Annotated in this window: 19 protein-coding genes, 3 rRNA genes and 2 riboswitches; of the genes, 6 read left to right on the top strand and 16 right to left on the bottom strand. The window is 40.9% G+C overall.

Translation table 11 applies throughout. From position 1 onward, the window contains the following. Window positions 1-7 precede the first annotated feature (7 nt). The 9 genes from purF to NSQ18_RS09240 all read right to left on the bottom strand — a co-directional run bounded on the left by purF (window position 8) and on the right by NSQ18_RS09240 (window position 8,781). Window positions 8-1,432 carry an amidophosphoribosyltransferase gene (purF, locus tag NSQ18_RS09280; protein WP_016838764.1) on the bottom strand — a complete coding sequence of 475 codons (1,425 nt, stop codon included), beginning with the start codon at window positions 1,430-1,432 and terminating at the stop codon, window positions 8-10. Then, window positions 1,408-3,633, bottom strand: a complete 2,226-nt coding sequence (purL, locus tag NSQ18_RS09275) for a phosphoribosylformylglycinamidine synthase subunit PurL (RefSeq protein WP_168412273.1) — start codon at window positions 3,631-3,633, stop codon at window positions 1,408-1,410. The genes purF and purL overlap by 25 nt, the downstream gene beginning before the upstream one ends. Beyond that, complete coding sequence (gene purQ, locus NSQ18_RS09270; protein WP_016838766.1) at window positions 3,626-4,303, bottom strand: phosphoribosylformylglycinamidine synthase subunit PurQ; 678 nt, start codon at window positions 4,301-4,303, stop codon at window positions 3,626-3,628. Before purQ ends, purL begins: the two co-directional genes overlap by 8 nt. A 2-nt stretch (window positions 4,304-4,305) precedes the next feature. Then, window positions 4,306-4,554, bottom strand: a complete 249-nt coding sequence (gene purS / locus NSQ18_RS09265; RefSeq protein ID WP_016838767.1) for a phosphoribosylformylglycinamidine synthase subunit PurS — start codon at window positions 4,552-4,554, stop codon at window positions 4,306-4,308. A gap of 1 nt (window position 4,555) precedes the next feature. Further along, window positions 4,556-5,266 carry a phosphoribosylaminoimidazolesuccinocarboxamide synthase gene (gene purC / locus NSQ18_RS09260; protein ID WP_016838768.1) on the bottom strand — a complete coding sequence of 237 codons (711 nt, stop codon included), beginning with the start codon at window positions 5,264-5,266 and terminating at the stop codon, window positions 4,556-4,558. 55 nt (window positions 5,267-5,321) lie between these two features. Then, window positions 5,322-6,620, bottom strand: a complete 1,299-nt coding sequence (gene purB, locus NSQ18_RS09255) for an adenylosuccinate lyase (protein ID WP_339287787.1) — start codon at window positions 6,618-6,620, stop codon at window positions 5,322-5,324. An 18-nt stretch (window positions 6,621-6,638) separates the two neighbouring features. After that, a complete protein-coding gene (gene purK, locus NSQ18_RS09250; protein WP_016838770.1) occupies window positions 6,639-7,763 on the bottom strand; it encodes a 5-(carboxyamino)imidazole ribonucleotide synthase in 1,125 nt (374 codons plus the stop codon). Continuing rightward, window positions 7,760-8,248 carry a 5-(carboxyamino)imidazole ribonucleotide mutase gene (purE, locus tag NSQ18_RS09245; RefSeq protein WP_016838771.1) on the bottom strand — a complete coding sequence of 163 codons (489 nt, stop codon included), beginning with the start codon at window positions 8,246-8,248 and terminating at the stop codon, window positions 7,760-7,762. Before purE ends, purK begins: the two co-directional genes overlap by 4 nt. 154 nt (window positions 8,249-8,402) lie before the next feature. Continuing rightward, a riboswitch (purine riboswitch) is annotated at window positions 8,403-8,502 on the bottom strand. 57 nt (window positions 8,503-8,559) lie between these two features. Beyond that, window positions 8,560-8,781, bottom strand: a complete 222-nt coding sequence (locus tag NSQ18_RS09240) for an NETI motif-containing protein (RefSeq protein WP_016838772.1) — start codon at window positions 8,779-8,781, stop codon at window positions 8,560-8,562. A gap of 442 nt (window positions 8,782-9,223) precedes the next feature. Here NSQ18_RS09240 and NSQ18_RS09235 point away from each other — a divergent pair, with 442 nt between their 5' ends. The 5 genes from NSQ18_RS09235 to NSQ18_RS09215 all read left to right on the top strand — a co-directional run bounded on the left by NSQ18_RS09235 (window position 9,224) and on the right by NSQ18_RS09215 (window position 12,725). Continuing rightward, window positions 9,224-10,234: a S66 peptidase family protein gene (locus tag NSQ18_RS09235; RefSeq protein ID WP_339287784.1), complete on the top strand. Its 1,011-nt coding sequence runs from the start codon at window positions 9,224-9,226 to the stop codon at window positions 10,232-10,234. Between the two features lie 480 nt (window positions 10,235-10,714). Further along, a complete protein-coding gene (locus tag NSQ18_RS09230) occupies window positions 10,715-10,912 on the top strand; it encodes a hypothetical protein (RefSeq protein ID WP_339287782.1) in 198 nt (65 codons plus the stop codon). Beyond that, window positions 10,902-11,255: an IS66 family insertion sequence element accessory protein TnpB gene (tnpB, locus tag NSQ18_RS09225; RefSeq protein WP_208651007.1), complete on the top strand. Its 354-nt coding sequence runs from the start codon at window positions 10,902-10,904 to the stop codon at window positions 11,253-11,255. Before NSQ18_RS09230 ends, tnpB begins: the two co-directional genes overlap by 11 nt. Before the next feature lie 3 nt (window positions 11,256-11,258). Beyond that, window positions 11,259-11,699 (top strand): hypothetical protein, encoded by a 441-nt coding sequence (locus tag NSQ18_RS09220; protein WP_339287779.1) that lies wholly within the window; start codon window positions 11,259-11,261, stop codon window positions 11,697-11,699. 60 nt (window positions 11,700-11,759) lie between these two features. Then, complete coding sequence (locus NSQ18_RS09215) at window positions 11,760-12,725, top strand: IS66 family transposase (RefSeq protein ID WP_339287777.1); 966 nt, start codon at window positions 11,760-11,762, stop codon at window positions 12,723-12,725. Between the two features lie 203 nt (window positions 12,726-12,928). Here the strand turns inward: NSQ18_RS09215 and rrf are convergent. The 6 genes from rrf to NSQ18_RS09185 form a co-directional block, all read right to left on the bottom strand. Beyond that, a 5S ribosomal RNA gene (gene rrf, locus NSQ18_RS09210) occupies window positions 12,929-13,044 on the bottom strand. A gap of 48 nt (window positions 13,045-13,092) precedes the next feature. Beyond that, window positions 13,093-16,019, bottom strand: a 23S ribosomal RNA gene (locus NSQ18_RS09205). Between the two features lie 304 nt (window positions 16,020-16,323). Next, window positions 16,324-17,876 (bottom strand): 16S ribosomal RNA (locus tag NSQ18_RS09200). The 16S, 23S and 5S rRNA genes sit together here, the layout of an rRNA operon. Before the next feature lie 365 nt (window positions 17,877-18,241). Next, complete coding sequence (locus NSQ18_RS09195; RefSeq protein ID WP_339287775.1) at window positions 18,242-19,573, bottom strand: NCS2 family permease; 1,332 nt, start codon at window positions 19,571-19,573, stop codon at window positions 18,242-18,244. Window positions 19,574-19,706: 133 nt separating this feature from the next. Beyond that, a riboswitch (purine riboswitch) is annotated at window positions 19,707-19,808 on the bottom strand. Window positions 19,809-20,154: 346 nt separating this feature from the next. Beyond that, window positions 20,155-20,280: a hypothetical protein gene (locus NSQ18_RS09190; RefSeq protein ID WP_339287773.1), complete on the bottom strand. Its 126-nt coding sequence runs from the start codon at window positions 20,278-20,280 to the stop codon at window positions 20,155-20,157. Between the two features lie 313 nt (window positions 20,281-20,593). Next, on the bottom strand, window positions 20,594-20,782 hold the full coding sequence (locus tag NSQ18_RS09185) for a hypothetical protein (protein ID WP_339287771.1): 189 nt from the start codon (window positions 20,780-20,782) through the stop codon (window positions 20,594-20,596). Between the two features lie 93 nt (window positions 20,783-20,875). Here NSQ18_RS09185 and NSQ18_RS09180 point away from each other — a divergent pair, with 93 nt between their 5' ends. Further along, window positions 20,876-22,783, top strand: a complete 1,908-nt coding sequence (locus NSQ18_RS09180) for an S-layer homology domain-containing protein (RefSeq protein WP_339287770.1) — start codon at window positions 20,876-20,878, stop codon at window positions 22,781-22,783. Window positions 22,784-22,996: 213 nt separating this feature from the next. On the opposite strand, the gene guaA is transcribed toward NSQ18_RS09180, so the two are convergent. Beyond that, window positions 22,997-24,547 carry a glutamine-hydrolyzing GMP synthase gene (guaA, locus tag NSQ18_RS09175; protein ID WP_040764739.1) on the bottom strand — a complete coding sequence of 517 codons (1,551 nt, stop codon included), beginning with the start codon at window positions 24,545-24,547 and terminating at the stop codon, window positions 22,997-22,999. Window positions 24,548-24,550: the final 3 nt, after the last annotated feature.

Below are 24,550 nucleotides of genomic sequence, written 5' to 3'. Positions count from 1 at the left end.
TTCCTCCTTAATGTGAAAGTTCTTTAATATGTGGTAAGACAGTGTCTGGGAAAATTTCAGTTGGATATTTTCCAGTAAAGCATGCCATGCAAAGACCGCCATTCTCATCGTCAAAAGGTCTTGAGATTGCTTCTACTAATCCGTCTGGAGATAAAAATGTTAAGGAATCTGCACCAATTGCATCACGGATTTCATCGATTGTTTTTCCTGTTGCGATTAGCTCTTCATCTGATGAAATGTCTATTCCATAGAAGCAAGGATTCGAAATTGGAGGAGAAGTGATTGCTACATGCACTTCCTTTGCTCCAGCTTCTTTTAACATTTTGACAATTCTACGAGAAGTTGTTCCTCGAACGATGGAATCATCCACCATGACTACTCGTTTTCCACGAACGACTTGAACGACAGGAGATAATTTCATTTTTACTCCGCGTTCACGCAATTCTTGTGTCGGTTGAATAAATGTTCTTCCCACATAACGATTTTTGATTAATCCCATTTCGTAAGGAATGCCAATTTCTTCTGCAAAACCAATTGCAGCTGAAATGGAGGAATCCGGAACACCTGTTACAACATCCGCATCGATTGAACCCATTTCTTTTGCTAATTGTTTACCCAAACGTTTACGAGCCATGTGAATGTTGACATAATCAATATTTGAGTCAGGACGTGCAAAATAAACATATTCCATTGCACACATTGCTCTTTGTTCCATTTGAGCATAGCGATCTTCTTCGATACCTTTTTCTGAAATAACAACTAATTCTCCCGGCTCCACTTCCCGTATAAACTCCGCACCAATCAAATCAAAGGCGCAAGTTTCAGACGAAGCCACCCAAGCGTCCCCTAATTTACCAATTGACAGTGGACGTAAACCATTGCGATCTCGAGCTAGGATCATTTTATCTTTCGTTAAAATAATGACGGAGAATGCACCTCTCAATAGAGAAAGAGCTTCTTTTACTTGCTCACGGAAGCGAGGCTTTTTGCTTTTTTTAATTAAATGCACAATTACTTCCGTGTCTGAAGTAGAATGAAAAATACTACCTGATCGTTCAAGATGTTGTTTCAAATGATTCGCATTGACTAAATTACCATTATGAGCCAAAGCAATCGTGCCAGTTGAGGAACGAACCAATAACGGCTGTACGTTCTCTATTCCTCCGCCGCCTGCAGTTGTATAGCGAACATGAGCAATGGCAGAAGTGCCTTTCAAACTTTTTAATTTTTCTTCATTAAATACTTCATTTACTAAACCTTCACCTTTTACCGCTTTGAAGTACTGGCCGTCAGTAGCGACGATGCCAGCACCTTCTTGACCGCGATGTTGTAAAGCATGTAAACCGTAATAGCTTAAATGAGCTGCCGCTTCATGTCCCCATATCCCAAAAACACCACATTCTTCATTTAAGCCTCTGATTTCAGCAAGCATGGGATAGCTCCTTTCCAAGCAGAACAAAATTCTTCCACAGACCCCTCAATTAACAAGCCTGATTCGCCTTCAATTGTGATTTTCCCATCATTTGTAACAAGTCCGATTTTCTTTGCATCAGTAATCAATTCTTCAAATTGCTTCACGTTTTCTTCTTTTACTGTGACGATAAAACGAGATTGAGATTCACTGAATAAAGCAGTTACAGGTGATCCTTCTAATCTCACATGAAGTCCTAACCCTTCAGTTCCGAAAGTCTTTTCAGCTAACGCAACTGCTACGCCGCCTTCAGATACGTCATGAGCAGATTGAACAAGTCCAGCACGAATTGCAGAAAGTAATGCTTTTTGGCGCGCTGCCTCCACCTCTAAATCGATGCTTGGCGCTTTACCAAAGATTTTGCCATGAACTAATTTTTGTAGTTCTGATCCACCGAATTCTGTTTTTGTTTCACCAAGTATATAAACAACGTCACCAGCTTGTTTAACTTGTTGTGTTGTCACATGTGATAAATCTTGAATTAAACCAACCATACCAATTGTTGGAGTAGGATATACAGCTTGACCTGAATGTTCATTATAAAGGGAAACGTTGCCGCTAATAACTGGTGTTTTTAAAGCTGTACAAGCCGCAGAAATACCATCCGCACTCTTTTCTAATTGCCAGAAGATTTCTGGCTTTTCTGGATTACCAAAGTTTAAGCAGTCTGTAATTGCTAGCGGTTCGCCACCTGATGCAACAATGTTGCGAGCAGCCTCTGCCACCGCGATTTTGCCACCTGTTTCTGGATCTAAATAAATGTAGCGAGAGTTGCAGTCAGCTGTCATAGCAAGTGCTTTATTTGTACCTCTAATGCGCAATACTGCCGCATCTGAACCAGGAGTTACTACTGTATTTGTACGAACTTGATAGTCAAATTGATTGTAAACCCATTCTTTTGAAGCAATAGTCGGTGCTTGAAGTAATTGTTTCAACGTTTCTTTCAAGTCACTTACTTCAGGCTCCGCGTTTTCCATTGCTTGGAACTCGCTAAAATAAGCAGGTTCTTTAGAAGGTTTATGATAAACTGGTGCATCTTCTGCTAATGCATCAGCTGGAACTTCAGCTACAACTTCACCTTTATGAATCAGCCTCAACATTTTATCGTCTGTCACTCGGCCGATTGCAACAGCATCTAATCCGTATTTTTCGAAGATTTGTTTGATTTCTTCTTCGCGACCTTTTTTCACGACTAAAAGCATTCGTTCTTGTGATTCTGATAACATCATTTCATAGGCAGTCATGCCTGTCTCACGTTGCGGCACTAAATCTAAATTCATTTCGATACCTGAACCAGCTTTTGAAGCCATCTCTGCTGAAGAGGAAGTTAAACCTGCAGCTCCCATATCTTGTATACCAACGAGAGCATCTGATTTTACAACTTCTAAACAAGCTTCTAATAGAAGTTTTTCCATGAATGGGTCCCCAACTTGAACTGCTGGACGATTTTCTTCTGATTCTTCACTTAATTCTTCAGAAGCGAACGTCGCACCGTGGATACCGTCACGCCCTGTTTTAGCACCCACATACATGACAGTATTGCCTACACCTTTAGCCACACCTTTTTGAATATCTTTATGGTCAATTAAACCAACACACATAGCATTTACTAAAGGATTTCCTTCATAGCAAGGGTCAAATTGAACTTCTCCACCAACAGTTGGGATACCGATGCAGTTTCCGTATCCAGCGATTCCTGCCACTACTTCTTCAAATAAGTATTTCACTCGAGGCGACTTTAATTCACCGAAACGTAAAGAGTTTAACAGTGCAATTGGACGAGCACCCATGGAGAACACGTCACGAATAATCCCTCCAACCCCTGTTGCTGCACCTTGGTAAGGTTCAATCGCTGAAGGGTGGTTATGAGATTCCATCTTGAATACAACTGCTTGCTCATCACCTATGTCAACAATCCCCGCACCCTCTCCAGGACCTTGTAATACGCGAGGTCCGTTTGTTGGGAATTTACGCAATACCGGTTTTGAGTTTTTATAAGAACAGTGTTCAGACCACATAACAGAGAACAAACCTGTTTCTGTCCAATTTGGAAGACGGCCTAAAATTTTCTCAACCATCGCAAACTCTTCATCACTTAACCCCATGTCACGATAAAGCTTTTGTTCCTTAATTTGTTCTGCAGTTGGTTCTAAATTAGACATGTGATTCCCTCCACTGTTTCACAATTGATTTGAATAATGCTAGTCCGTCTGCACTGCCAAGTAATGCATCCACCGCACGTTCAGGGTGTGGCATCATACCAAGAACGTTACCACGCTCATTCACAATACCTGCAATGTCTGATAGACTTCCATTTGGATTTTCACCTGAATAAGTGAAAACGATTTGATTCTTTTCTTGTAATTTTTTTAATGTTTCCTCATCACAGAAATAGTTTCCTTCACCATGAGCGATTGGAATATTAATGATTTGCCCTTGCTCATATTGATTTGTAAATAGCGTATTGTTATTTTCAACTTTTAATTGAACTGTTCGGCAAATGAATTTTAAGTTTTGGTTGCGAAGTAAAACCCCTGGTAGCAAACCCGCTTCCGTTAAAATTTGGAATCCGTTGCAAACTCCTAAAACTGGTTTTCCTTCTTCTGCTGCCTTTTTCACTGCTTTCATAACATTTGATTGACTTGCCATGGCTCCACAACGGAGATAATCCCCGTATGAGAATCCTCCAGGAATTAAAATCGCATCAAATTTACTTAAATCTGTTGCATCGTGCCAAACATATTCTACTTCTTCACCTAGTTCGTCCTTTATTGCATGATACATGTCGATATCACAGTTCGACCCTGGGAATACGAGTACAGCAAATTTCATGATTAATTAGCCTCCTCGACTTCAAAGCGATAATCCTCAATCACAGTGTTTGCCAGCAGCTTTTCACACATTTCTTTTACCAATGCGTCAATATCACGTTCAGTATCTGAAATTAATACTTCTAAATATTTACCGATACGTACGTCCTCAACTTCTTTATATCCCATATTTACTAAAGATCCTTTTACTGCAGAGCCTTGTGGGTCTAATACACTTTCACGTAACGTAACGTAAATTTTAACTTTTTTCATATCACTTTCCTCCAAGTCTAGAAAGAATAATGTTATAAACATCTGTTAAACTACCAAGATCACGTCTAAATACGTCTTTATCCAGCTTTTCATTCGTTTCCGCATCCCAGAGTCGGCAAGTATCTGGAGAGATTTCATCCGCAAGCAAGATGTTGCCTTCTTTATCACGACCGAATTCCAATTTAAAATCAACTAATACTACATCGATTTCTTCAAATATTTTCCTCAATGCTTCATTCACTTTAAATGCATTGTTAGTAATCGTTTCAACTTCTTCTTTTGATGCAATCCCAAGTATGTCAATATGTTCATTGTTAATCAAAGGATCTTTTAATGCGTCATTTTTATAGTAAAACTCAACAATCGGACGCTTTAACTTTGTTCCTTCTTCAATGCCAAGCCTTTCAGCGAAGCTACCTGCTGATATATTGCGAACAACCACTTCAAGGGGGATGATATCCACTTTTTTTACTAGTTGTTCGTGTTCAGATACACTCTTAATAAAGTGAGATTCGATACCATGCTGTTTTAATTTTTCAAAAATCAGGGTAGAAATTTTATTATTTAATATTCCTTTCCCCTCAATTTCTGCTTTCTTCAGCCCGTTAAAGGCTGTCGCACTGTTTTTATACTCAACAAACAAAACATCTTCCACATCTGTTGCATATAAGCGTTTCGCTTTTCCTTCGTATAACAGCGCACCTTTTTCCATAACCGTTCCCCCAATAATTTAAATTTTTCAATGGCTTCGCCTTTTACTGTACCGATTAATCATTTAATCCTAAACGTTGAAAAATCAAATCAACATTTTTCAAATGCCAGTTGTAATCGAAACAATCATCAATTTCTTCTTTAGATAAAAGTGAACTGATTTTTTCATCTGCTTCAACAAGCGGACGGAAATGTCTTTGTTCATCCCAAGCTTTTGCCGTTAATGGTTGAACAGTATCATAAGCTTCTTCGCGAGATAATCCTTTATCGATTAATGCTAGAAGAATACGCTGTGAATAAATTAGTCCGAACGTAGCGTCCATATTGCGTTTCATGTTTTCTGGGAAAACGGTTAAGTTTTTCACGATATTGCTGAAACGGTTCAACATATAGTTAAGTGCTATCGTTGTATCAGGAATAATGATACGTTCTGCTGATGAATGAGAAATATCACGCTCATGCCATAAAGAAACATTTTCGTAAGCTGTGATCACATGTCCACGTACTACACGAGCAATTCCAGTCATGTTTTCTGATCCGATTGGATTGCGTTTATGCGGCATTGCTGATGAACCTTTTTGTCCTTTTGCAAATCCTTCTTCAACTTCTCGAGTTTCGGATTTTTGCAATCCTCGAATTTCCGTTGCGAATTTCTCAATGGAAGTTGCAATTAGAGCTAATGCTGCAATGTATTCTGCATGGCGATCACGTTGCAATGTTTGAGTTGAAATTGGTGCTGGCGTTAGACCTAATTTTTCACAAACGTATTGCTCTACAAATGGATCGATGTTGGCGTATGTTCCAACAGCTCCTGAAATTTTACCTGTCTCAATCGTTTTTGCTGCTCTTTCAAATCGTTCTAGATTGCGTAACATTTCTTCACGCCATAAGGCAAGTTTTAATCCAAATGTTGTCGGTTCTGCGTGTACTCCATGAGTGCGCCCCATCATCACCGTATATTTATGTTCTTTTGCCTTGGCTGTTAATACATCAATAAATTTTTGAATGTCTTTTCGTAGAATGTTGTTTGCTTGTTTAATTAAATAAGAGAGGGCAGTATCTACAACATCTGTTGAAGTCAGTCCGTAATGAACCCATTTTCTTTCTTCCCCAAGCGTCTCAGAAACAGCGCGAGTAAATGCTACTACATCATGTTTCGTTGTTTGTTCAATTTCGTAAATACGGTTAATATCAAATGAAGCGTTTTGACGCAATTTCACTACGTCCTCTTTTGGAATAACTCCAAGTTCAGCCCATGCTTCACACGCTAAAATCTCAACTTCAAGCCAAGCTTTAAATTTATTTTCTTCAGTCCAAATTGCTCCCATTTCTGGACGAGTATAACGTTCAATCATTTTCAAATCTCCTTTTCCTCATTCTGACCAAATGCCAGAAGCTTCAATTTCTATTAGTGTTTCTTCGATGTTATCAGTTAGTATTGTTACATGTCCCATTTTTCGGTTAACTTTTGCCTCTTTCTTTCCATAGAGGTGAATCGACCAATGTGGATATTTAGTAATGGAATTGGAAAGCGGCGCTACATGTTGCCCTAATACGTTTACCATCACTACTGGAGAATGTAGTTTTGGTTCACGCAATGGCCATCCTGCAACAGCACGGATATGTTGCGCGAATTGAGAAATGTTGCATGCTTCAATGGAATAATGACCGGAATTATGCGGTCTTGGTGCTAGTTCATTAATGATAATTTGTCCATCGTTTAATACGAACATTTCAACTGCTAATGTTCCAATTAATTGCAAATGTTCAGCGATTTTTCGTGCTGCTTCTTCCGCTAATTGTTTTGTTTCTGTAGAAATTCGAGCAGGCACAATTGTTTCATGTAAAATGTGGTTAATATGAACATTTTCGCCAACTGGTAAACAATAAGTTTCTCCATTTCCATTCCTTTGGATAATGACGGAAATTTCCTTCTCAAATGGGATAAATCCTTCCACAATACATTGTGAGTGATTAAATAAATTTTTAGCTAATGGCAAGTCTTCTTTTGATAGAAGCTTTTGTTGACCTTTTCCGTCATAACCAAAACGGGCAGTTTTCACAATGCTCGGAAAACCAATTTGATCTATTTTTTCAACAAGTTCTTCATAGCTCTCGCAAACAATATACGGTGCAACAGGGCAACCGGCATTTACAATAGCTTCCTTTTCCGTTACTCGATTTTGAGTAATGCGAATAATTTCCGCGCCTTGAGGAACGTAGGCAATCTCTGTTAATCGTTTTAGTCCTTCATAATCTATATTTTCAAACTCAAAAGTGATGACATCACTTATTTCCGCTAATTCTTCAAGTGCAGCTTCATCATCATACGGAGCTACAATTTGTATATCTGCAACTTGACCACATGGTGAATCCATTGTCGGATCAAGAACTGCAATTTTGAAACCTGCTTCTCTTGCACTGAGAGCCATCATTCGTCCTAACTGTCCACCCCCGATGATGCCAATCGTTTGACCGGGGTATATTGTTTTTGTCACTTCAAGTCACCTGAACTTTCTAATACTTTTTGTTTTAATTGTTCACGTCTTGCTTCCAGTTTTTCTGCTATTTGTTTATCTGTAATGGATAAAATTTGTGCTGCTAAGAGTCCAGCATTTGTGGCACCTGCTTTGCCAATAGCAACTGTCGCTACAGGAACACCACCAGGCATTTGCACAATGGAAAGCAATGAATCAAGTCCATTTAAAGCTTTTGATTGTACAGGTACACCGATGACTGGCAAAGTTGTTTTACTTGCAACCATCCCCGGTAAGTGAGCTGCTCCTCCCGCTCCGGCAATAATGACTTCAATACCACGTGAACGGGCAGTTTCGGCATATTCAAACATCAAATCAGGAGTTCGATGAGCTGATACAACTTTCTTTTCGTATGGCACTTCTAACTCGTCTAATATGTCACAAGCATGTTTCATCGTATCCCAATCACTGGAACTTCCCATTATGACTCCGATTTTAGGATTCATTAATAACGCTCCTTTTTAAGTTAACAATGTATTTACATGTATTCGTAAAAAAATCCTCAAATAGCCCGCCTTCGCTACACGGTAGAAAGCAGAGTACTTGAGGACATAGCAAAACAGAAGGTTGAGGTAATTTATTTCCAACCTACCGAATCATCCAAAAGTTGCTTTCCCGCATAGTCCGACATTTACGGTGTCGGGTAGAGACACTAGAGCCATATTCTCTAGCATATATGAGGGAGTTTTCCTCTGTTCATTGTAGCAAGGGTGAAGAAGAAAATCAATTAAAAAATGCGAACAATTATAAAATACCACTATTTAATGTTCGTGTTTTTCTCATTTTTTGTTTTTTCTTCAAGTAATTCCGCCTTAAATTTAACTTTTTGACGAAAATACGTAATCTCACCATTAAAATATTGAAAGACTGGCTCCTCTTTTCGAACAATTGGCTTATACCCCATTTGTTCTATTCTTGTTATACATTGTTCAGGCGTTTCATTTTCTTCCATTTCCACCCAGATTGTTTTTTTAGCCAAATAATTCATCCTTTCATGAAAAACATTTTATTCTCCTATTATACATAAAGAAAAATAATGAATTATATGGAAGATTCAATAACTAATTAGTAAATTCTTATTATTTTCGTGTGTAATTCTTTAATTAATATTATTTGTAAAAACTGATGCTATTTATGGAACATAAGAATTTATTTTTTGATTAATGCCCGAGTATTAAGTGGATCTTAAGTTTGAAGGATAAATTACTGATGTAGCGAATACTAAAACTGAAGGTTTAATTAAAAATCAGGAGAGTGAATATGATAATTCTTTTTGATTTAATATTGCCCGAATTGCATGGTTTTGATGTACTAAAACAGATACATACGATACATACATCCGAACAATTGACATAGACATGAAAGATATTATGATAAACTTAATCATTCAATAAAAAACTGGGTAAAGAGAGGTTATGTTTATGATTAAACCAAAATTATTAAAACCGGGGGATACTGTAGGAATCATATCTACTTCATCTCCAGTTGCAGCAGCTTGCCCTAATAGATTTCAAAGAGGAATTTCTGAATTAGAGAGTATGGGTTTTAAGGTGAAAATAGGGAAAAATGCTCTGAAACGCATTGGACATTTAGCAGGAACCGTTGAAGAAAGGTTAGAGGATTTACATGAAATGTTTCAAGATCACGAAGTAAAAGCTATTATTAATACAATAGGTGGTTACAATTCGCACCAACTATTAGAATACATTGATTATAATCTTATAAAGCAAAATCCAAAAATAATATTGGGTTATAGTGATTTCACTGCTATTCTATTAGCTATTCATAAAAAATCTGAACTAATAACCTTTATGGGACCCGCACTATTACCTCAATTTGGTGAATATGGTGGAATGTTAGAATACACAAAGAAAATATTTAAAGACGTTTTAATGACCCAAAATGATGAAATACACATTCCTCCTAGTAAATATTGGACAAGCGAATTTTTAGCTTGGGATATAGAGGATAATCGACCACGACAACTTACTAAAAATGAAGGACCTCTTATTATTAAAGAAGGAAGAGCAAGGGGAAGTATCTTAGCTGGCAATATGGGGACAATGTTACTATTAGCAGGAACAGAGTTTCTTCCAACCTTTGATAACAAAATACTATTTTTAGAAGAAGATGAACAAGAAAATCCTGGTACTATCGATCGCTATTTAACTCAGTTACGGCATATGGGGGTTTTTGAAAAAATTAATGGAATAGTGGTCGGACGTTTTCATCCAAAAGTAGAATTTTCACAAGATTATACATTTATAGATATCATTTGCCAGGCTACTAAAGGATATGATTTTCCAATTGTGTATAATGTTGATTTTGGACACACGGATCCAATGATGACAATTCCAAACGGTATTGATGTAGAAGTTGAAGCGTCTAACAATAATGTCAATATTTTATTTTGTGAAAACTCAGTACAATAGAGTTGGAAGAAGTTGTTAACTCCCGTCCACGTTCCGTCTCCTCCAAATAATTGTTTTGCTTTCGTTTTAATTGCCACTTCTCTATCGCGCCGATCGGACTTTCAGTCCTTGGTAGTAAGGAGCTCAATTTTTGCAATAAAAAAAGCACCACTATTGTGGTGCCTTCTGCGAAGCGCTCGTCTATCTCTCACAAGGGGACCCCTTAACTACCATCGGCGCTAACTCCGAAGCACGTTGACCAGTGAATTTCTGTGTCAGCTTCGGCAGTCCGGTGCTCACGTACATAGTACGCTCCGCTCCGGGCTGCCTCGCTTCCTTGAACTTCTTGGTCCCCGTGCTTCTCGTCTCCTTCAAATATTTATTTTACTTTTGTTTAGCATGTGGTTTCTGTTTCGTAAGCCCGAAATCAAACAACGCCTATAAATCAATGACACCTCCCTTTAAGATGAAAGTAACAATTACAGAGGAGGTGTTCTTTTTTTGGCAACGGAAAAACTCAATATCGTGCCTGTAAAATTAGAGTCCAAATCTGATCCAACTCCATCCCCAGAAAGTCGTGGTCCACTCAGACCAATATGCGTCATTCAATCCAATCAGTGTAAAATCTCCTTCTACCCCGGTGTCAAACCTCAATTACTTCAAGCGGTTATCAGGGAGTTGAATCGAAATGATTCATGATTTTACAAAATGCAAAAATATCTATATCATTTGCGGTCATACAGATATGCGAAAAGGAATCGACGGTCTAGCAACGCTAATTCAGGATTCATTCGAACTCGATCCATACAGCGAGGCAATCTTCTTGTTTTGCGGTCGAAGGAAAGATCGTTATAAATGTTTATACTTTGATGGAGATGGCTTCGCTATGCTTTATAAACGATTGGATAATGGCAAACTCCAATGGCCACGAAATGAAAATGAAGTTCGTCGGCTCACGCAACAACAACTTCGTTGGTTACTTGAAGGACTCACAATTCATCAACCGAAAGCCATACAAAAATCTAAAAAAGGTGTCTTTTAACCAATGATTACTAGTGATATAATCAAGACAATATTGAATTTGTACGGAAATGTGGTGAATGATGTGAGCAATGATTCGTATGAAAAATTAATTCAATTATTAGAAGAACAACTCGCGCAATCCAATAAGAGAAATGAAGAACTGTTGAAACAAATTGAATCGTTGTCACAACAAGTTCGCTATTTAACAAAGCTTCTTTATGGCTCAAAATCAGAAAAATCAAAGTACCAAGCTCCAGATGGACAATGTTCTTTATTTGATGATGACTCTTTTTTTAACGAACCTGAGCACACAGAAGAACAAAGCACGGACACTGTTACCTATACAGTTGTTCGTAAAATACATAAAAAGAAACGAAACGATTTCTTCGTGGATGGTTTAGAAATTGAAGAAATTCATCATCAGCCTGAAACTTACAATGCGAGTGTTGTCAATCTCAGATGACAGAGATCGGCAGCACGATTGTTCGTGGGGAAGCAAAATTTATACCGGCTATTGTGAAGCGTGTTTCAATATTTACCTTTATATCGCCAGGTAAAGGAATGGAACCGTTATGGTCTCCTTACAAACGATAAAAATTTATCGAACTGGGTAATTCGAATCGCGGAGGATTGGCTTCATCCAATCTACCATCGTATGAAAGAGCTCCTTATGAAAAAATCAATTCTTCATATTGATGAAACATACGCTCAAATACTCAATCGTTCGGATGGAAAGTCGGCTCAGTCTAATGCTTATAACTGGGTATTCCGAAGCGTTGCTTCTCAAGGGCCGACCATCGTCATGTTTCATAGTGCGTTATCGCGAAGTCGGGAAGTTTTAAAAGACTTCGTGGAAAAGTTCAAGGGAACCATCATTTGTGACGGATATTCTGCATACGCTGGTTTACCTAACGTCACATTCGCCAATTGTTGGGCACATGTGCGTAGAAAATGGTTAAAAGCCAACAGTAAAAACGCCGAAAAAGGTGTAGAATATTGTAATCGACTCTACGAATTGGAACGAAAGTTTAAGAAACTTTCACCAAGCAAACGTCGAAAAGCACGAAAAAAATATTCCAAACCGATTGTGGAAGAATTCTTACAATGGGTAGATGAATCTCCTTTTTACGGCAAAAGTTCCCTTGCGGAAGCGGCAAACTATACCTTGAAACATGCCGAAGGTCTAAAAGCATTTCTGTATGACGGTCGAATTGCGATTGACAATAACCCAGCAGAAAATGCGATTCGTCCGAGTGTGATTGGTCGGAAGAACTGGCTTTTCTCTGTGAGTGAATTGGGAGCTGATGCCAATGCCATTTGTTTGAGTTTAGCTGAAACGGCAAAAGCTAATGGAATTGATTTCTATCAATACTTGGTCAAAGTATTGACAGAACTCCCGAACCTCCCAATCCATCAGCAACCAGAAATAATCGATCGCTACTTGCCTTGGTCTAAAAATATACGTGAATCATGTGCAATAGCAAAATAGCCCTCAATCTGAAAAAATTCAAGATTGTAGGGCTATTTGTCGTGCGTACCGAAAGGTGCGCTTTTTTAATCCCTGTTTTAAGTTTTCAATGCGTCATTTGAATTCGGGCTTACTCTGTTTCGCGCCGATCGGACTTTCAGTCCTTGTTAGTAAGGGGCTTCAATTTTTGCAATAAAAAAAGCACCATTATTGTGGTGCCTTCTGCGAAGCGACGTCCTACTCTCACAAGGGGAAGCCCCTTACTACCATCGGCGCTGAAGAGCTTAACTTCCGTGTTCGGTATGGGAACGGGTGTGACCTCTTCGCCATCGTCACTTCACTATATGAGAGGTTGTTCTCTCAAAACTGGATAACGACATTGAAATGATTGGTTAAGTCCTCGATCGATTAGTATCCGTCAGCTCCACACGTCACCGTGCTTCCACCTCGGACCTATCTACCTCATCGTCTTTGAGGGATCTTACTTGCTTATGCAATGGGAAATCTCATCTTGAGGGGGGCTTCATGCTTAGATGCTTTCAGCACTTATCCCGTCCACACATAGCTACCCAGCGGTGCCTTTGGCAAGACAACTGGTACACCAGCGGTGTGTCCATCCCGGTCCTCTCGTACTAAGGACAGCTCCTCTCAAATTTCCTACGCCCACGACGGATAGGGACCGAACTGTCTCACGACGTTCTGAACCCAGCTCGCGTACCGCTTTAATGGGCGAACAGCCCAACCCTTGGGACCGACTACAGCCCCAGGATGCGATGAGCCGACATCGAGGTGCCAAACCTCCCCGTCGATGTGGACTCTTGGGGGAGATAAGCCTGTTATCCCCGGGGTAGCTTTTATCCGTTGAGCGATGGCCCTTCCATGCGGAACCACCGGATCACTAAGCCCGTCTTTCGACCCTGCTCGACTTGTAGGTCTCGCAGTCAAGCTCCCTTATGCCTTTACACTCTGCGAATGATTTCCAACCATTCTGAGGGAACCTTTGGGCGCCTCCGTTACCTTTTAGGAGGCGACCGCCCCAGTCAAACTGTCCACCTGACACTGTCTCCCAAGCCGATCAGGCTTGCGGGTTAGAATTTCAGTACAACCAGGGTAGTATCCCAAGGGCGCCTCCAGGGAAGCTGGCGCTCCCCCTTCTACGGCTCCTACCTATCCTGTACAAGTTGCACCGAAATTCAATATCAGGTTACAGTAAAGCTCCACGGGGTCTTTCCGTCCTGTCGCGGGTAACCTGCATCTTCACAGGTACTATAATTTCACCGAGTCTCTCGTTGAGACAGTGCCCAGATCGTTACGCCTTTCGTGCGGGTCGGAACTTACCCGACAAGGAATTTCGCTACCTTAGGACCGTTATAGTTACGGCCGCCGTTTACTGGGGCTTCAATTCGGAGCTTCGCTTGCGCTAACTCCTCCTCTTAACCTTCCAGCACCGGGCAGGCGTCAGCCCCTATACTTCACCTTACGGTTTTGCAGAGACCTGTGTTTTTGCTAAACAGTCGCCTGGGCCTATTCACTGCGGCTCATCAGGGCTTGCACCCCAATGAGCACCCCTTCTCCCGAAGTTACGGGGTCATTTTGCCGAGTTCCTTAACGAGAGTTCTCTCGCTCACCTTAGGATTCTCTCCTCGACTACCTGTGTCGGTTTGCGGTACGGGCACCTCCCGCCTCGCTAGAGGCTTTTCTTGGCAGTGTGAAATCAGGAACTTCGCGCGTAACGCGCTCCCCATCACAGCTCAGCGTATTAGGAAGCGGATTTGCCTACTTCCACGCCTTGCTGCTTGGACACGCTCGACCAACGGCGTGCATTCCCTATCCTCCTGCGTCCCCCCATCACTCAAACGGCGGGGAGGTGGTACAGGAATATCAACCTGTTGTCCATCGTCTACGCCTTTCGGCCTCGACTTAGGTCCCGACTAACCCTGAGCGGACGAGCCTTCCTCAGGAAACCTTAGTCATTCGGTGGATGGGATTCTCACCCATCTTTCGCTACTCATACCGGCATTCTCACTTCTAAGCGCTCCACCAGTCCTTCCGGTCTGACTTCGACGCACTTAGAACGCTCTCCTACCACTCGTGCAACGCACGAATCCACAGCTTCGGTGAATCGTTTAGCCCCGATACATTTTCGGCGCAGCGTCACTCGACCAGTGAGCTATTACGCACTCTTTAAATGATGGCTGCTTCTAAGCCAACATCCTGGTTGTCTAAGCAACGCCACATCCTTTTCCACTTAACGATTACTTTGGGACCTTAGCTGGTGGTCTGGGCTGTTTCCCTTTTGACCACGGATCTTATCACTCGTAGTCTGACTCCCGTGTATAAATAGCTGGCATTCGGAGTTTGTCTGAATTCGGTAACCCGAGGTGGGCCCCTAGTCCAAACAGTGCTCTACCTCCAGTATTCTTCACACGAGGCTAGCCCTAAAGCTATTTCGGAGAGAACCAGCTATCTCCAAGTTCGATTGGAATTTCTCCGCTACCCACACCTCATCCCCGCACTTTTCAACGTGCGTGGGTTCGGGCCTCCAGTGAGTGTTACCTCACCTTCACCCTGGACATGGGTAGATCACCTGGTTTCGGGTCTACGACCACGTACTCAAAACGCCCTATTCAGACTCGCTTTCGCTGCGGCTCCGCATTTTCTGCTTAACCTTGCACGTAATCGTAACTCGCCGGTTCATTCTACAAAAGGCACGCCATCACCCGTTAACGGGCTCTGACTACTTGTAGGCACACGGTTTCAGGTTCTCTTTCACTCCCCTCCCGGGGTGCTTTTCACCTTTCCCTCACGGTACTGGTTCACTATCGGTCACTAGGGAGTATTTAGCCTTGGGAGATGGTCCTCCCGGATTCCGACGGAATTTCACGTGTTCCGCCGTACTCAGGATCCACTCAGGAGAGGATGGATTTTCGACTACAGGGCTTTTACCTTCTCTGGCCGTCCTTTCCAGAACGGTTCGTCTAACCCATCCTTTTGTAACTCCGTATAGAGTGTCCTACAACCCCAAGAGGCAAGCCTCTTGGTTTGGGCTGTTCCCGTTTCGCTCGCCGCTACTCAGGGAATCGATTTTTCTTTCTTCTCCTCCAGGTACTTAGATGTTTCAGTTCCCTGGGTGTGCCTTCTTAACGCTATGGATTCACGTTAAGATACTGTTCCATTACGAACAGTGGGTTCCCCCATTCGGAAATCTCCGGATCAAAGCTTACTTACAGCTCCCCGAAGCATATCGGTGTTAGTCCCGTCCTTCATCGGCTCCTAGTGCCAAGGCATCCACCGTGCGCCCTTAACAACTTAACCTTTTCGGTTTTCGATACGCTGCGCAATACTTCGTCAATTTCGCTCGTTCGAATCCTCATGTACGCATATAGTACACTCCGGTTCTCACTCGCTCATTTCCTTGTCTTGCTTGCGTCTCGCAACCCTTACGGCTTTCAATCCACGTCGCATTTACGTCGTGTTAGCCTAGTTGTTTGCGCTTTACAGTAAATTGCTTGCTTTCAATGTCGTTTATCCAGTTTTCAAAGAACAACACTATAACTTTGAAGGTCATAAACCTTCAAAACTGAACACAAAACGCTAACGCTTCCGTAAATATCCTTAGAAAGGAGGTGATCCAGCCGCACCTTCCGATACGGCTACCTTGTTACGACTTCACCCCAATCATCTGTCCCACCTTCGGCGGCTGGCTCCCGAAAGGGTTACCTCACCGACTTCGGGTGTTACAGACTCTCGTGGTGTGACGGGCGGTGTGTACAAGGCCCGGGAACGTATTCACCGCGGCATGCTGATCCGCGATTACTAGCGATTCCGGCTTCATGCAGGCGAGTTGCAGCCTGCAATCCGAACTGAGAACGGTTTTTTCGGATTGGCTCCGTCTCGCGACTTCGCGACCGTTTGTACCGTCCATTGTAGCACGTGTGTAGCCCAGGTCATAAGGGGCATGATGATTTGACGTCATCCCCACCTTCCTCCGTATTTGTACGGCAGTCTCCTTAGAGTGCCCAACTGAATGATGGCAACTAAGGACAAGGGTTGCGCTCGTTGCGGGACTTAACCCAACATCTCACGACACGAGCTGACGACAACCATGCACCACCTGTCACCGCTGTCCCCGAAGGGAAGGCTATGTCTCCATAGCGGTCAGCGGGATGTCAAGACCTGGTAAGGTTCTTCGCGTTGCTTCGAATTAAACCACATGCTCCACCGCTTGTGCGGGCCCCCGTCAATTCCTTTGAGTTTCAGTCTTGCGACCGTACTCCCCAGGCGGAGTGCTTAATGCGTTAGCTGCAGCACTAAGGGGTGGAAACCCCCTAACACTTAGCACTCATCGTTTACGGCGTGGACTACCAGGGTATCTAATCCTGTTTGCTCCCCACGCTTTCGCGCCTCAGCGTCAGTTACAGGCCAGGAAGCCGCCTTCGCCACTGGTGTTCCTCCATATCTCTACGCATTTCACCGCTACACATGGAATTCCGCTTCCCTCTCCTGCACTCAAGTCTCCCAGTTTCCAATGACCCTCCCCGGTTAAGCCGGGGGCTTTCACATCAGACTTAAGAGACCGCCTGCGCGCGCTTTACGCCCAATAATTCCGGACAACGCTTGCCACCTACGTATTACCGCGGCTGCTGGCACGTAGTTAGCCGTGGCTTTCTAGTAAGGTACCGTCAAGGTGCAGCCAGTTACTACTGCACTTGTTCTTCCCTTACAACAGAGCTTTACGATCCGAAGACCTTCTTCGCTCACGCGGCGTTGCTCCATCAGGCTTTCGCCCATTGTGGAAGATTCCCTACTGCTGCCTCCCGTAGGAGTCTGGGCCGTGTCTCAGTCCCAGTGTGGCCGATCACCCTCTCAGGTCGGCTACGCATCGTCGCCTTGGTAGGCCGTTACCCCACCAACAAGCTAATGCGCCGCGGGCCCATCCTATAGTGATAGCAGAACCATCTTTCAACACCAAAGCATGCACTTTGATGTGTTATCCGGTATTAGCACGCGTTTCCGCGAGTTATCCCAGTCTATAGGGCAGGTTACCCACGTGTTACTCACCCGTCCGCCGCTAACCTCATGAAAGCTAGGCTTTCAATTGGTTCGCTCGACTTGCATGTATTAGGCACGCCGCCAGCGTTCGTCCTGAGCCAGGATCAAACTCTCCATAAAAGAAAATTTGATTTGCTCAAAAATTGAATGTCCGAATCTAGTTTGTTAACGAGGGTTAACAACTAGATAATTTATTGCATTAACGTTTTGTTGTTCAGTTTTCAAGGTTCATTTTCAATCGCTCTAACAGCGACGTTTTTTATATTAACAAATCTAAAATCGATTGTCAACAATGTTTTTTATTTTTTTTGCTGTTTTTTATCATCAGCAACAGCGTTTATTAATATAACATCTTCGTTTTTATTTTGCAAGCATCTGATGAATAAAAAAACAATTCATATTATTTTTACTATTAAAAACTTATTCATTCATTAGATATGAATAAAAAAAATGGGGAAAGCAGCTTCCCTGCTTTCCCTCATCGATTATTCTGACAATGTCGTTAAATATAATAAGAAGAGTATAGCAAATACATACATAATCGGATGAACTTCTTTAACTCTCCCTTTAAGGATCATTGTAATCGGATAGAAAATGAAGCCTACCGCAATACCTGTTGCAATCGAACTAGACAATGGCATCATAAACATTGTTAAGAAAGATGGTACTGCGATTTCGAATTTATCCCATTCAATTTCACGTAATGAAGCAGCCATCAAAATACCTACAATAATTAATGCCGGTGCTGTTACCGCACTTGTAATAACAGATAATACTGGAGAAATAAACAATGCCAATAAGAATAAACATCCTGTTACTACAGAAGCAAATCCGGATCTTGCACCTGCTGCTACACCTGATGATGATTCAATATAAGATGTTACCGTTGATGTACCGAAAATAGAACCGATCATTGACGCGATTGAATCTGAAATCAACGCTCTGCCCGCACGTGGCAAACGATTATCTTTTACAAATCCAGCTTGGTTTGTTACCGCAACAAGCGTTCCTGCATTATCGAAAAAGTCAACGAATAAGAATGTTAAGATTACTGAAAGCATTGATAATGAATAAAAACTTGGATCAGAAAATGCTGTAAATAATTTACCGAATGTTGGCGCAATACTTGGAGGAGCTGATAAAATAGACGCAGGTTTATCTATAAGTCCAAAAATCATACCAACGATAGCCGTGATGACCATACCATAGAAAACGCCGCCTTTAGATCCTCTAACCATTAATATTACTGTTATGAAGATTCCAAAAATAGATAACAACACTTGAGGATCTTTTAAATTCCCCATCCCAATAACTGTTGCTCCATTCGCTACAATTATTCCTGCATTTTTCAATCCGATATACGCGATAAATAAACCGATACCTGCACCAACCGCAAGTTTCAATTCCATCGGGATGGCATTAATCAATTTTTCACGTAAACCAGTTAAAGTTAAAATAAAGAAGAAGACAGATGAAATGAATACAGCTGCTAATGCATGTTGCCATGGACTTCCGTGAGATAATACAACAGTGTAAGCAAAAAATGCGTTTAACCCAAGGCCAGGCGCTAAAGCCAACGGATATTTTGCAAAAATCCCCATGATGAAACATCCTATTGCAGCAGAAACTGCAGTTGCAACGAATACCGCACCGTATTCCATTCTTAATTCATCTGGTAAATCAGGAATATCTGCCAACGTTAGCGTTAATGGGTTTACAACCAAAATATACGCCATCGCTAGAAAGGTTGTAATACCACCGATAATCTCCTGCTTATAAGATGTTCCTAGTTCATCAAATTGAAAATATTTTTTCATATTTTCCTCCGTCTCTCGTCGCCTATGTCCAGATAGCTTCAGTATGTCCTACCTTTCGAATAACATACGAAAAATAAAAAGTCATGCAACAAGTGCATGACTACAACTTTTATAAACGAATTCATAGAAGCATGAATTCTATCTATAAAGTCGTAGTCAAGCTATTTACGGTAGCTTGGTAGAGACTATCGAGCCATATCCTCGACATTATACGACGTTTTTTTAATTTTTACTCCTGTAATATATCATCTTATTTTTCGCTTTTCAACCCTAATCACGAACATTTTTTTATATTTTTAAAATAAAGTTCGTGAAATTCATTCCGCTTTTCCCAAAAATTATGTTCTCTATTTTCTTTTTTATAAGTTTTTTATGGACAATAATAAAACTCCCTGATAGGTTGGATTTTTCACTTATCCACCTATTAGGGAGCATTTCAATTTTTGGAGATATATTTGTACTTCGTGAAATTATGATATCCTTTAATCATATCTCAAATGCTTGTTTATTAAGTTCATCGCTAAAGTTTCGATAATTTTCTGATCGTTATCCACGAGCCATTACACTTTTGACCGAATGAGTTAATCAAACATTTCCCTTCGGATTTCATCAAGACTTTCCAAAATCACTTGAGATTTCAATGAATCGGTTAGTGTTAAGGTTACGTAATCCGTTCCTTCTAAAGTGAAATCACTATTTGATACCATAAATCCCCATTATCTCGTATCCATTTTTCCCCGATGTTTTTAACACCAAGTTGTATATCTTTCGCTACATTTAAATATTTTTCCGTCTTTTGAATTTTGATAGGTTTCTAGCAAGAAATTCATTTCACCTAAAGCATGGTTCAGAGAAACATGTGTATTCTTTTACTGATACGGTGAAAAATAGTCCGTAATCAAATAACCGCCTTCAGGTACTTCAATGCTGCCTCCCACGTTAACTTGATTCACCAAGAAATCCGCTTAATCAATGAGCGCATGTTCCATTCGGGATTATCAAAAATGTCTCCTACTTCTTTTAGAATAGGGCTATATTTTCATTATGTCTTGTATCGATATAAGGGACATGGATACCATAGTTATTTTTTAACCAAGTGCTCATATATTCCGTTCCCCATAACCCTTCTTTATCTCCTTGGAAAATCTTCAAGTAACCTTCAAAATATTCTATCTTCTCAACTAAAAACGCAAGTAAAAACACATCCAAATTCTCAAAAAATCCCAAAAATATTTTCCAATATTAAACATTAATTATATAATATATCTATACAATAATACTCTAGTTGAAAGGGAGGATTTTTTGAACAAGGCAATTGTCTCATCCTTATTTGCACTAATTATTTTCATTCTTCCTTTAGTTATAAACGCTGAAGAGATACCACCCAAAATCGGTGTCATGTTCTCTCATCCAAACGAACAGTATGCCAAAATCACTAGCCCAGGCGGTAAATACAAACCACCTTATATGAATGAAGAAACGGTTTATCCTAAAGTAAGTTACAGCTCCATTTACGATAAAGAATTAAAATATTACCATTTTCTGAAACAGCAAGGTTACAACGTACAGAAAGTATCCCATGATGCATTGAACAGTTTAGAGTTGCTTCATCAATATGATGCCATCGTCTTCCCTTACACTACATTGATGAATCATCAACAAAGGGAAAACTTGAAACGATACATATACGGCGGTGGTGGTGCACTATTCATCTACGGAACAGGTAGAAACGAATTGGACTACATGCCGAAAAACGGACAGATGGACTTGACTCCGTTAATTTTCCATACCATCTCATATATTTGGGAATGGGACAATCTTACAGAAGTGTTCCAATCTCGCTTCATCACCGACAATCACTTAAAAAATGTTGTCATTTCCAACAATCCGGACGTTACCCACCCAATTTTAACGGAAGCCTATAAAAAATTGGGACGAAACTACATACAGATTTCCGAAAATCGAAGCGACGGTTATTGGTATGAAATTATGGAGCCTTGGAATTCAAACATTAAACCTCTTCTTGTAATTTCAGACTTTTCCTACGCCAGCCAGCCTGAATACATGAAAAAAGGCAAAACTGGCGCCATGTTTGCATTGGAATATGGAAAAGGACGCGTCGTAGTCATCCCTTTCAAAATGTTCGACTTTTTGCATGTAGAAGCAAATGATAAATGGGAAGACAATACAAGAGGGCTTGCTTGGGATAAAACCTATGGGCACGAAGATGCTGCAGCGCTGACAAATTCTTCTGTGAATTGGGTAATCCAGCGTGCTTCATCCAACGCCTTTAAACGTCTGTATGATGTGCAATTGACCACATCCAACATATCGGCTTACGTAACTCCGCAAAAGAAATTTGCTATCAGAGGAACGGTAAAAACTTCTAACGGAGGCAATGTGCCGGTAAGAGGCTATTTAAAAGTTCAAGTGTTGGATCAAAATAATAAAGTGTTAGGCGAATATAAGCGGGTATTGCCAGGGCTTGCGCCTAAAGGAGCGGAGGATTCATCCTTCACGGAGAAATTTGAAATCTTGCTCCCAGGCAATTTGGCAAATGGAAATTATACCCTTTACATTACTTTCGAAGATACCAGACACGATCGCAAAGGGTTCATTACCCGTGCGGAAAGATTCACTATCACCAAAAAAGGTAACAGCGGAACTCTTTCATCATTTAAAATGTTCTCGGACGTACCAATGAACAGTAGCCATTATAAACATATCAGCGATGCTGCAAAAATCGGCATTATTACTGGTTATGGAAACGGCAAATTCATGCCGGCTTCGAATGTTTCGAGATTGAATGCGATGATGATGCTATTGCGGGCATTGGACATAAAACCTTCTTCCACAGCAACAATGCCGGCAAGCGACATGAAGAAGGGGCAATACGGATATGATGTCATGGCAACGGCTTACCAGCGGGGATTCATTACCCTCGAAAACGGAAAAGCCAATCCACAAGCACCAATACGCCGCGGTGTCATGGCACAAGCTTTGACAAAAGCATTCCAATTACAGGGGAAAAGTGATCTTCCATTCACAGACATCTCCCCTTCATATGAGCAATACAAAAACATCGAAGTACTTTACCATCATGAAATTACAACAGGAACAACTCCGACAACTTATGATCCGTACGCTCCTGTAACGAGACAACAATTTGCAACGTTCATCATGCGTTCGCTGAATGCATCTTCGAAATAAAGACCGCATTTGAAGGATTATTCAATCATTGGATTGGATGATCCTTTTTATTTTTTTGTGATGTAAATAAGAAATATCAATACTATATTTCATGCATGGCCAAATCTTTTTCTGCTTTGTACAAGCAATAAAAAACATAAAAAAACTTTCCTTTATCCATGAAGAACTGGATAAAGGAAAGTCGATTGTTGATTCATAAAGCAGGTATTCTGTTTACTCCCACTCGATTGTGCTAGGTGGCTTAGATGTGATGTCAAGAAGTACGCGGTTTACATGTGGCACCTCATTTACGATACGAGTAGAAATTTTTTCTAACACGTCATAAGGAATGCGTGCCCAATCACTAGTCATACCGTCAACGGAAGTTACCGCACGTATACCAACCGCATAATCATATGTGCGTTGGTCTCCCATAACACCTACAGATTTAATGTTAGGCAACACAGTGAAGTATTGCCAAATTTCACGATCAAGGCCAGCTTTTGCAATTTCCTCACGTAAAATTGCATCGGATTCACGAACGATTTCTAGTTTCTCTTCTGTTACTTCTCCTAATACACGAATAGCAAGACCTGGACCTGGGAATGGTTGACGCCAAACAATTTCATCCGGTAAACCAAGCTGAGTACCTAGTTCTCGAACTTCGTCTTTGAACAATGTTTTTAATGGTTCAATTAATTCAAATTTCATATCTTCTGGTAAGCCACCAACATTATGGTGAGATTTAATTGTTTGAGCAGTTGCTGTACCAGACTCAATGATATCTGTATATAAAGTTCCTTGTGCTAGGAAATCCATATCATTCAATTTGCTTGCTTCATCGGAGAATACATAGATGAACTCATTTCCGATGATTTTGCGTTTTTGTTCAGGGTCTGTTACTCCTTTTAATTTGTTCATGAAGCGTTCACGAGCGTCGATTTTAATGACTTTCATTCCGAATTTACCTTCGAATGTTTCCATTACGCTCTCCGCTTCACCTTTACGAAGAAGGTTGTGGTCGACAAACATACAAGTCAATTGGTCTCCAATTGCTTTATGAATTAATACCGCAACAACAGATGAATCCACACCACCTGAAAGGGCACATAATACTTTTTTGTCGCCTACTTGTTCGCGGATTTTTTTGATTTGTAAATCAATGAAATTTTCCATTGTCCAATCGCCTTTTGCGCCACAAATATCAAATACGAAATGACGTAAAATATCATTTCCATGAACAGAATGACGCACTTCTGGATGGAATTGAACGCCATATAATTTTCGTTCTTCATTTTGCATTGCAGTAATTGGGCAACTTGGACTCGTTGCAATTGTTTCGAAACCTTCAGGTAATTGAGTTACAAGGTCGCCGTGACTCATCCAAACCACTTGCTCTTTTGGAAGGTCGCCGAACAATGGATTGTCTTTTGTAATTTCAATTTCTGCCTTACCATATTCACGAGTATTTGCGCTTTCTACCTTACCGCCAAGAGTATGGGCGATTAATTGCATACCATAACAAATTCCTAAAATCGGTAAACCTAAATTAAAAATCTCTTCATCGACTTTAAAAGCATTATCGTCATATACTGAATTTGGACCACCTGAAAAAATAATCCCTACCGCATTCATTTCTTTAATTTCTTTAGCAGAAAGTGTGTGAGGCAAGAGCTCCGAAAATACACCAAATTCACGAATTCGTCGGGTAATTAATTGATTGTATTGACTTCCAAAGTCGAGAACAACGATTTTTTCTTGTTCTTTTAATTGAGTCGTCACGATTTA

The sequence above is a fragment of the Ureibacillus sp. FSL K6-0786 genome (genome assembly GCF_037965165.1).
Lineage (GTDB): Bacteria > Bacillota > Bacilli > Bacillales_A > Planococcaceae > Ureibacillus > Ureibacillus thermosphaericus.
Note: the sequence above shows the minus strand (reverse complement) of the source record. Positions and strands in the feature narration are given on the sequence as shown.

What these genes read in the sequence shown, in the direction of transcription:
- purF (WP_016838764.1), bottom strand. Translation starts at nt 1,432, where the DNA reads ATGCTTGCTGAAATCAGAGGCTTAAATGAAGAATGTGGTGTTTTTGGG.
- purL (WP_168412273.1), bottom strand. Translation starts at nt 3,633, where the DNA reads ATGTCTAATTTAGAACCAACTGCAGAACAAATTAAGGAACAAAAGCTT.
- purQ (WP_016838766.1), bottom strand. Translation starts at nt 4,303, where the DNA reads ATGAAATTTGCTGTACTCGTATTCCCAGGGTCGAACTGTGATATCGAC.
- purS (WP_016838767.1), bottom strand. Translation starts at nt 4,554, where the DNA reads ATGAAAAAAGTTAAAATTTACGTTACGTTACGTGAAAGTGTATTAGAC.
- purC (WP_016838768.1), bottom strand. Translation starts at nt 5,266, where the DNA reads ATGGAAAAAGGTGCGCTGTTATACGAAGGAAAAGCGAAACGCTTATAT.
- purB (WP_339287787.1), bottom strand. Translation starts at nt 6,620, where the DNA reads ATGATTGAACGTTATACTCGTCCAGAAATGGGAGCAATTTGGACTGAA.
- purE (WP_016838771.1), bottom strand. Translation starts at nt 8,248, where the DNA reads ATGAATCCTAAAATCGGAGTCATAATGGGAAGTTCCAGTGATTGGGAT.
- NSQ18_RS09235 (WP_339287784.1), top strand. Translation starts at nt 9,224, where the DNA reads ATGATTAAACCAAAATTATTAAAACCGGGGGATACTGTAGGAATCATA.
- tnpB (WP_208651007.1), top strand. Translation starts at nt 10,902, where the DNA reads ATGATTCATGATTTTACAAAATGCAAAAATATCTATATCATTTGCGGT.
- NSQ18_RS09220 (WP_339287779.1), top strand. Translation starts at nt 11,259, where the DNA reads ATGATTACTAGTGATATAATCAAGACAATATTGAATTTGTACGGAAAT.
- NSQ18_RS09195 (WP_339287775.1), bottom strand. Translation starts at nt 19,573, where the DNA reads ATGAAAAAATATTTTCAATTTGATGAACTAGGAACATCTTATAAGCAG.
- NSQ18_RS09190 (WP_339287773.1), bottom strand. Translation starts at nt 20,280, where the DNA reads ATGGTATCAAATAGTGATTTCACTTTAGAAGGAACGGATTACGTAACC.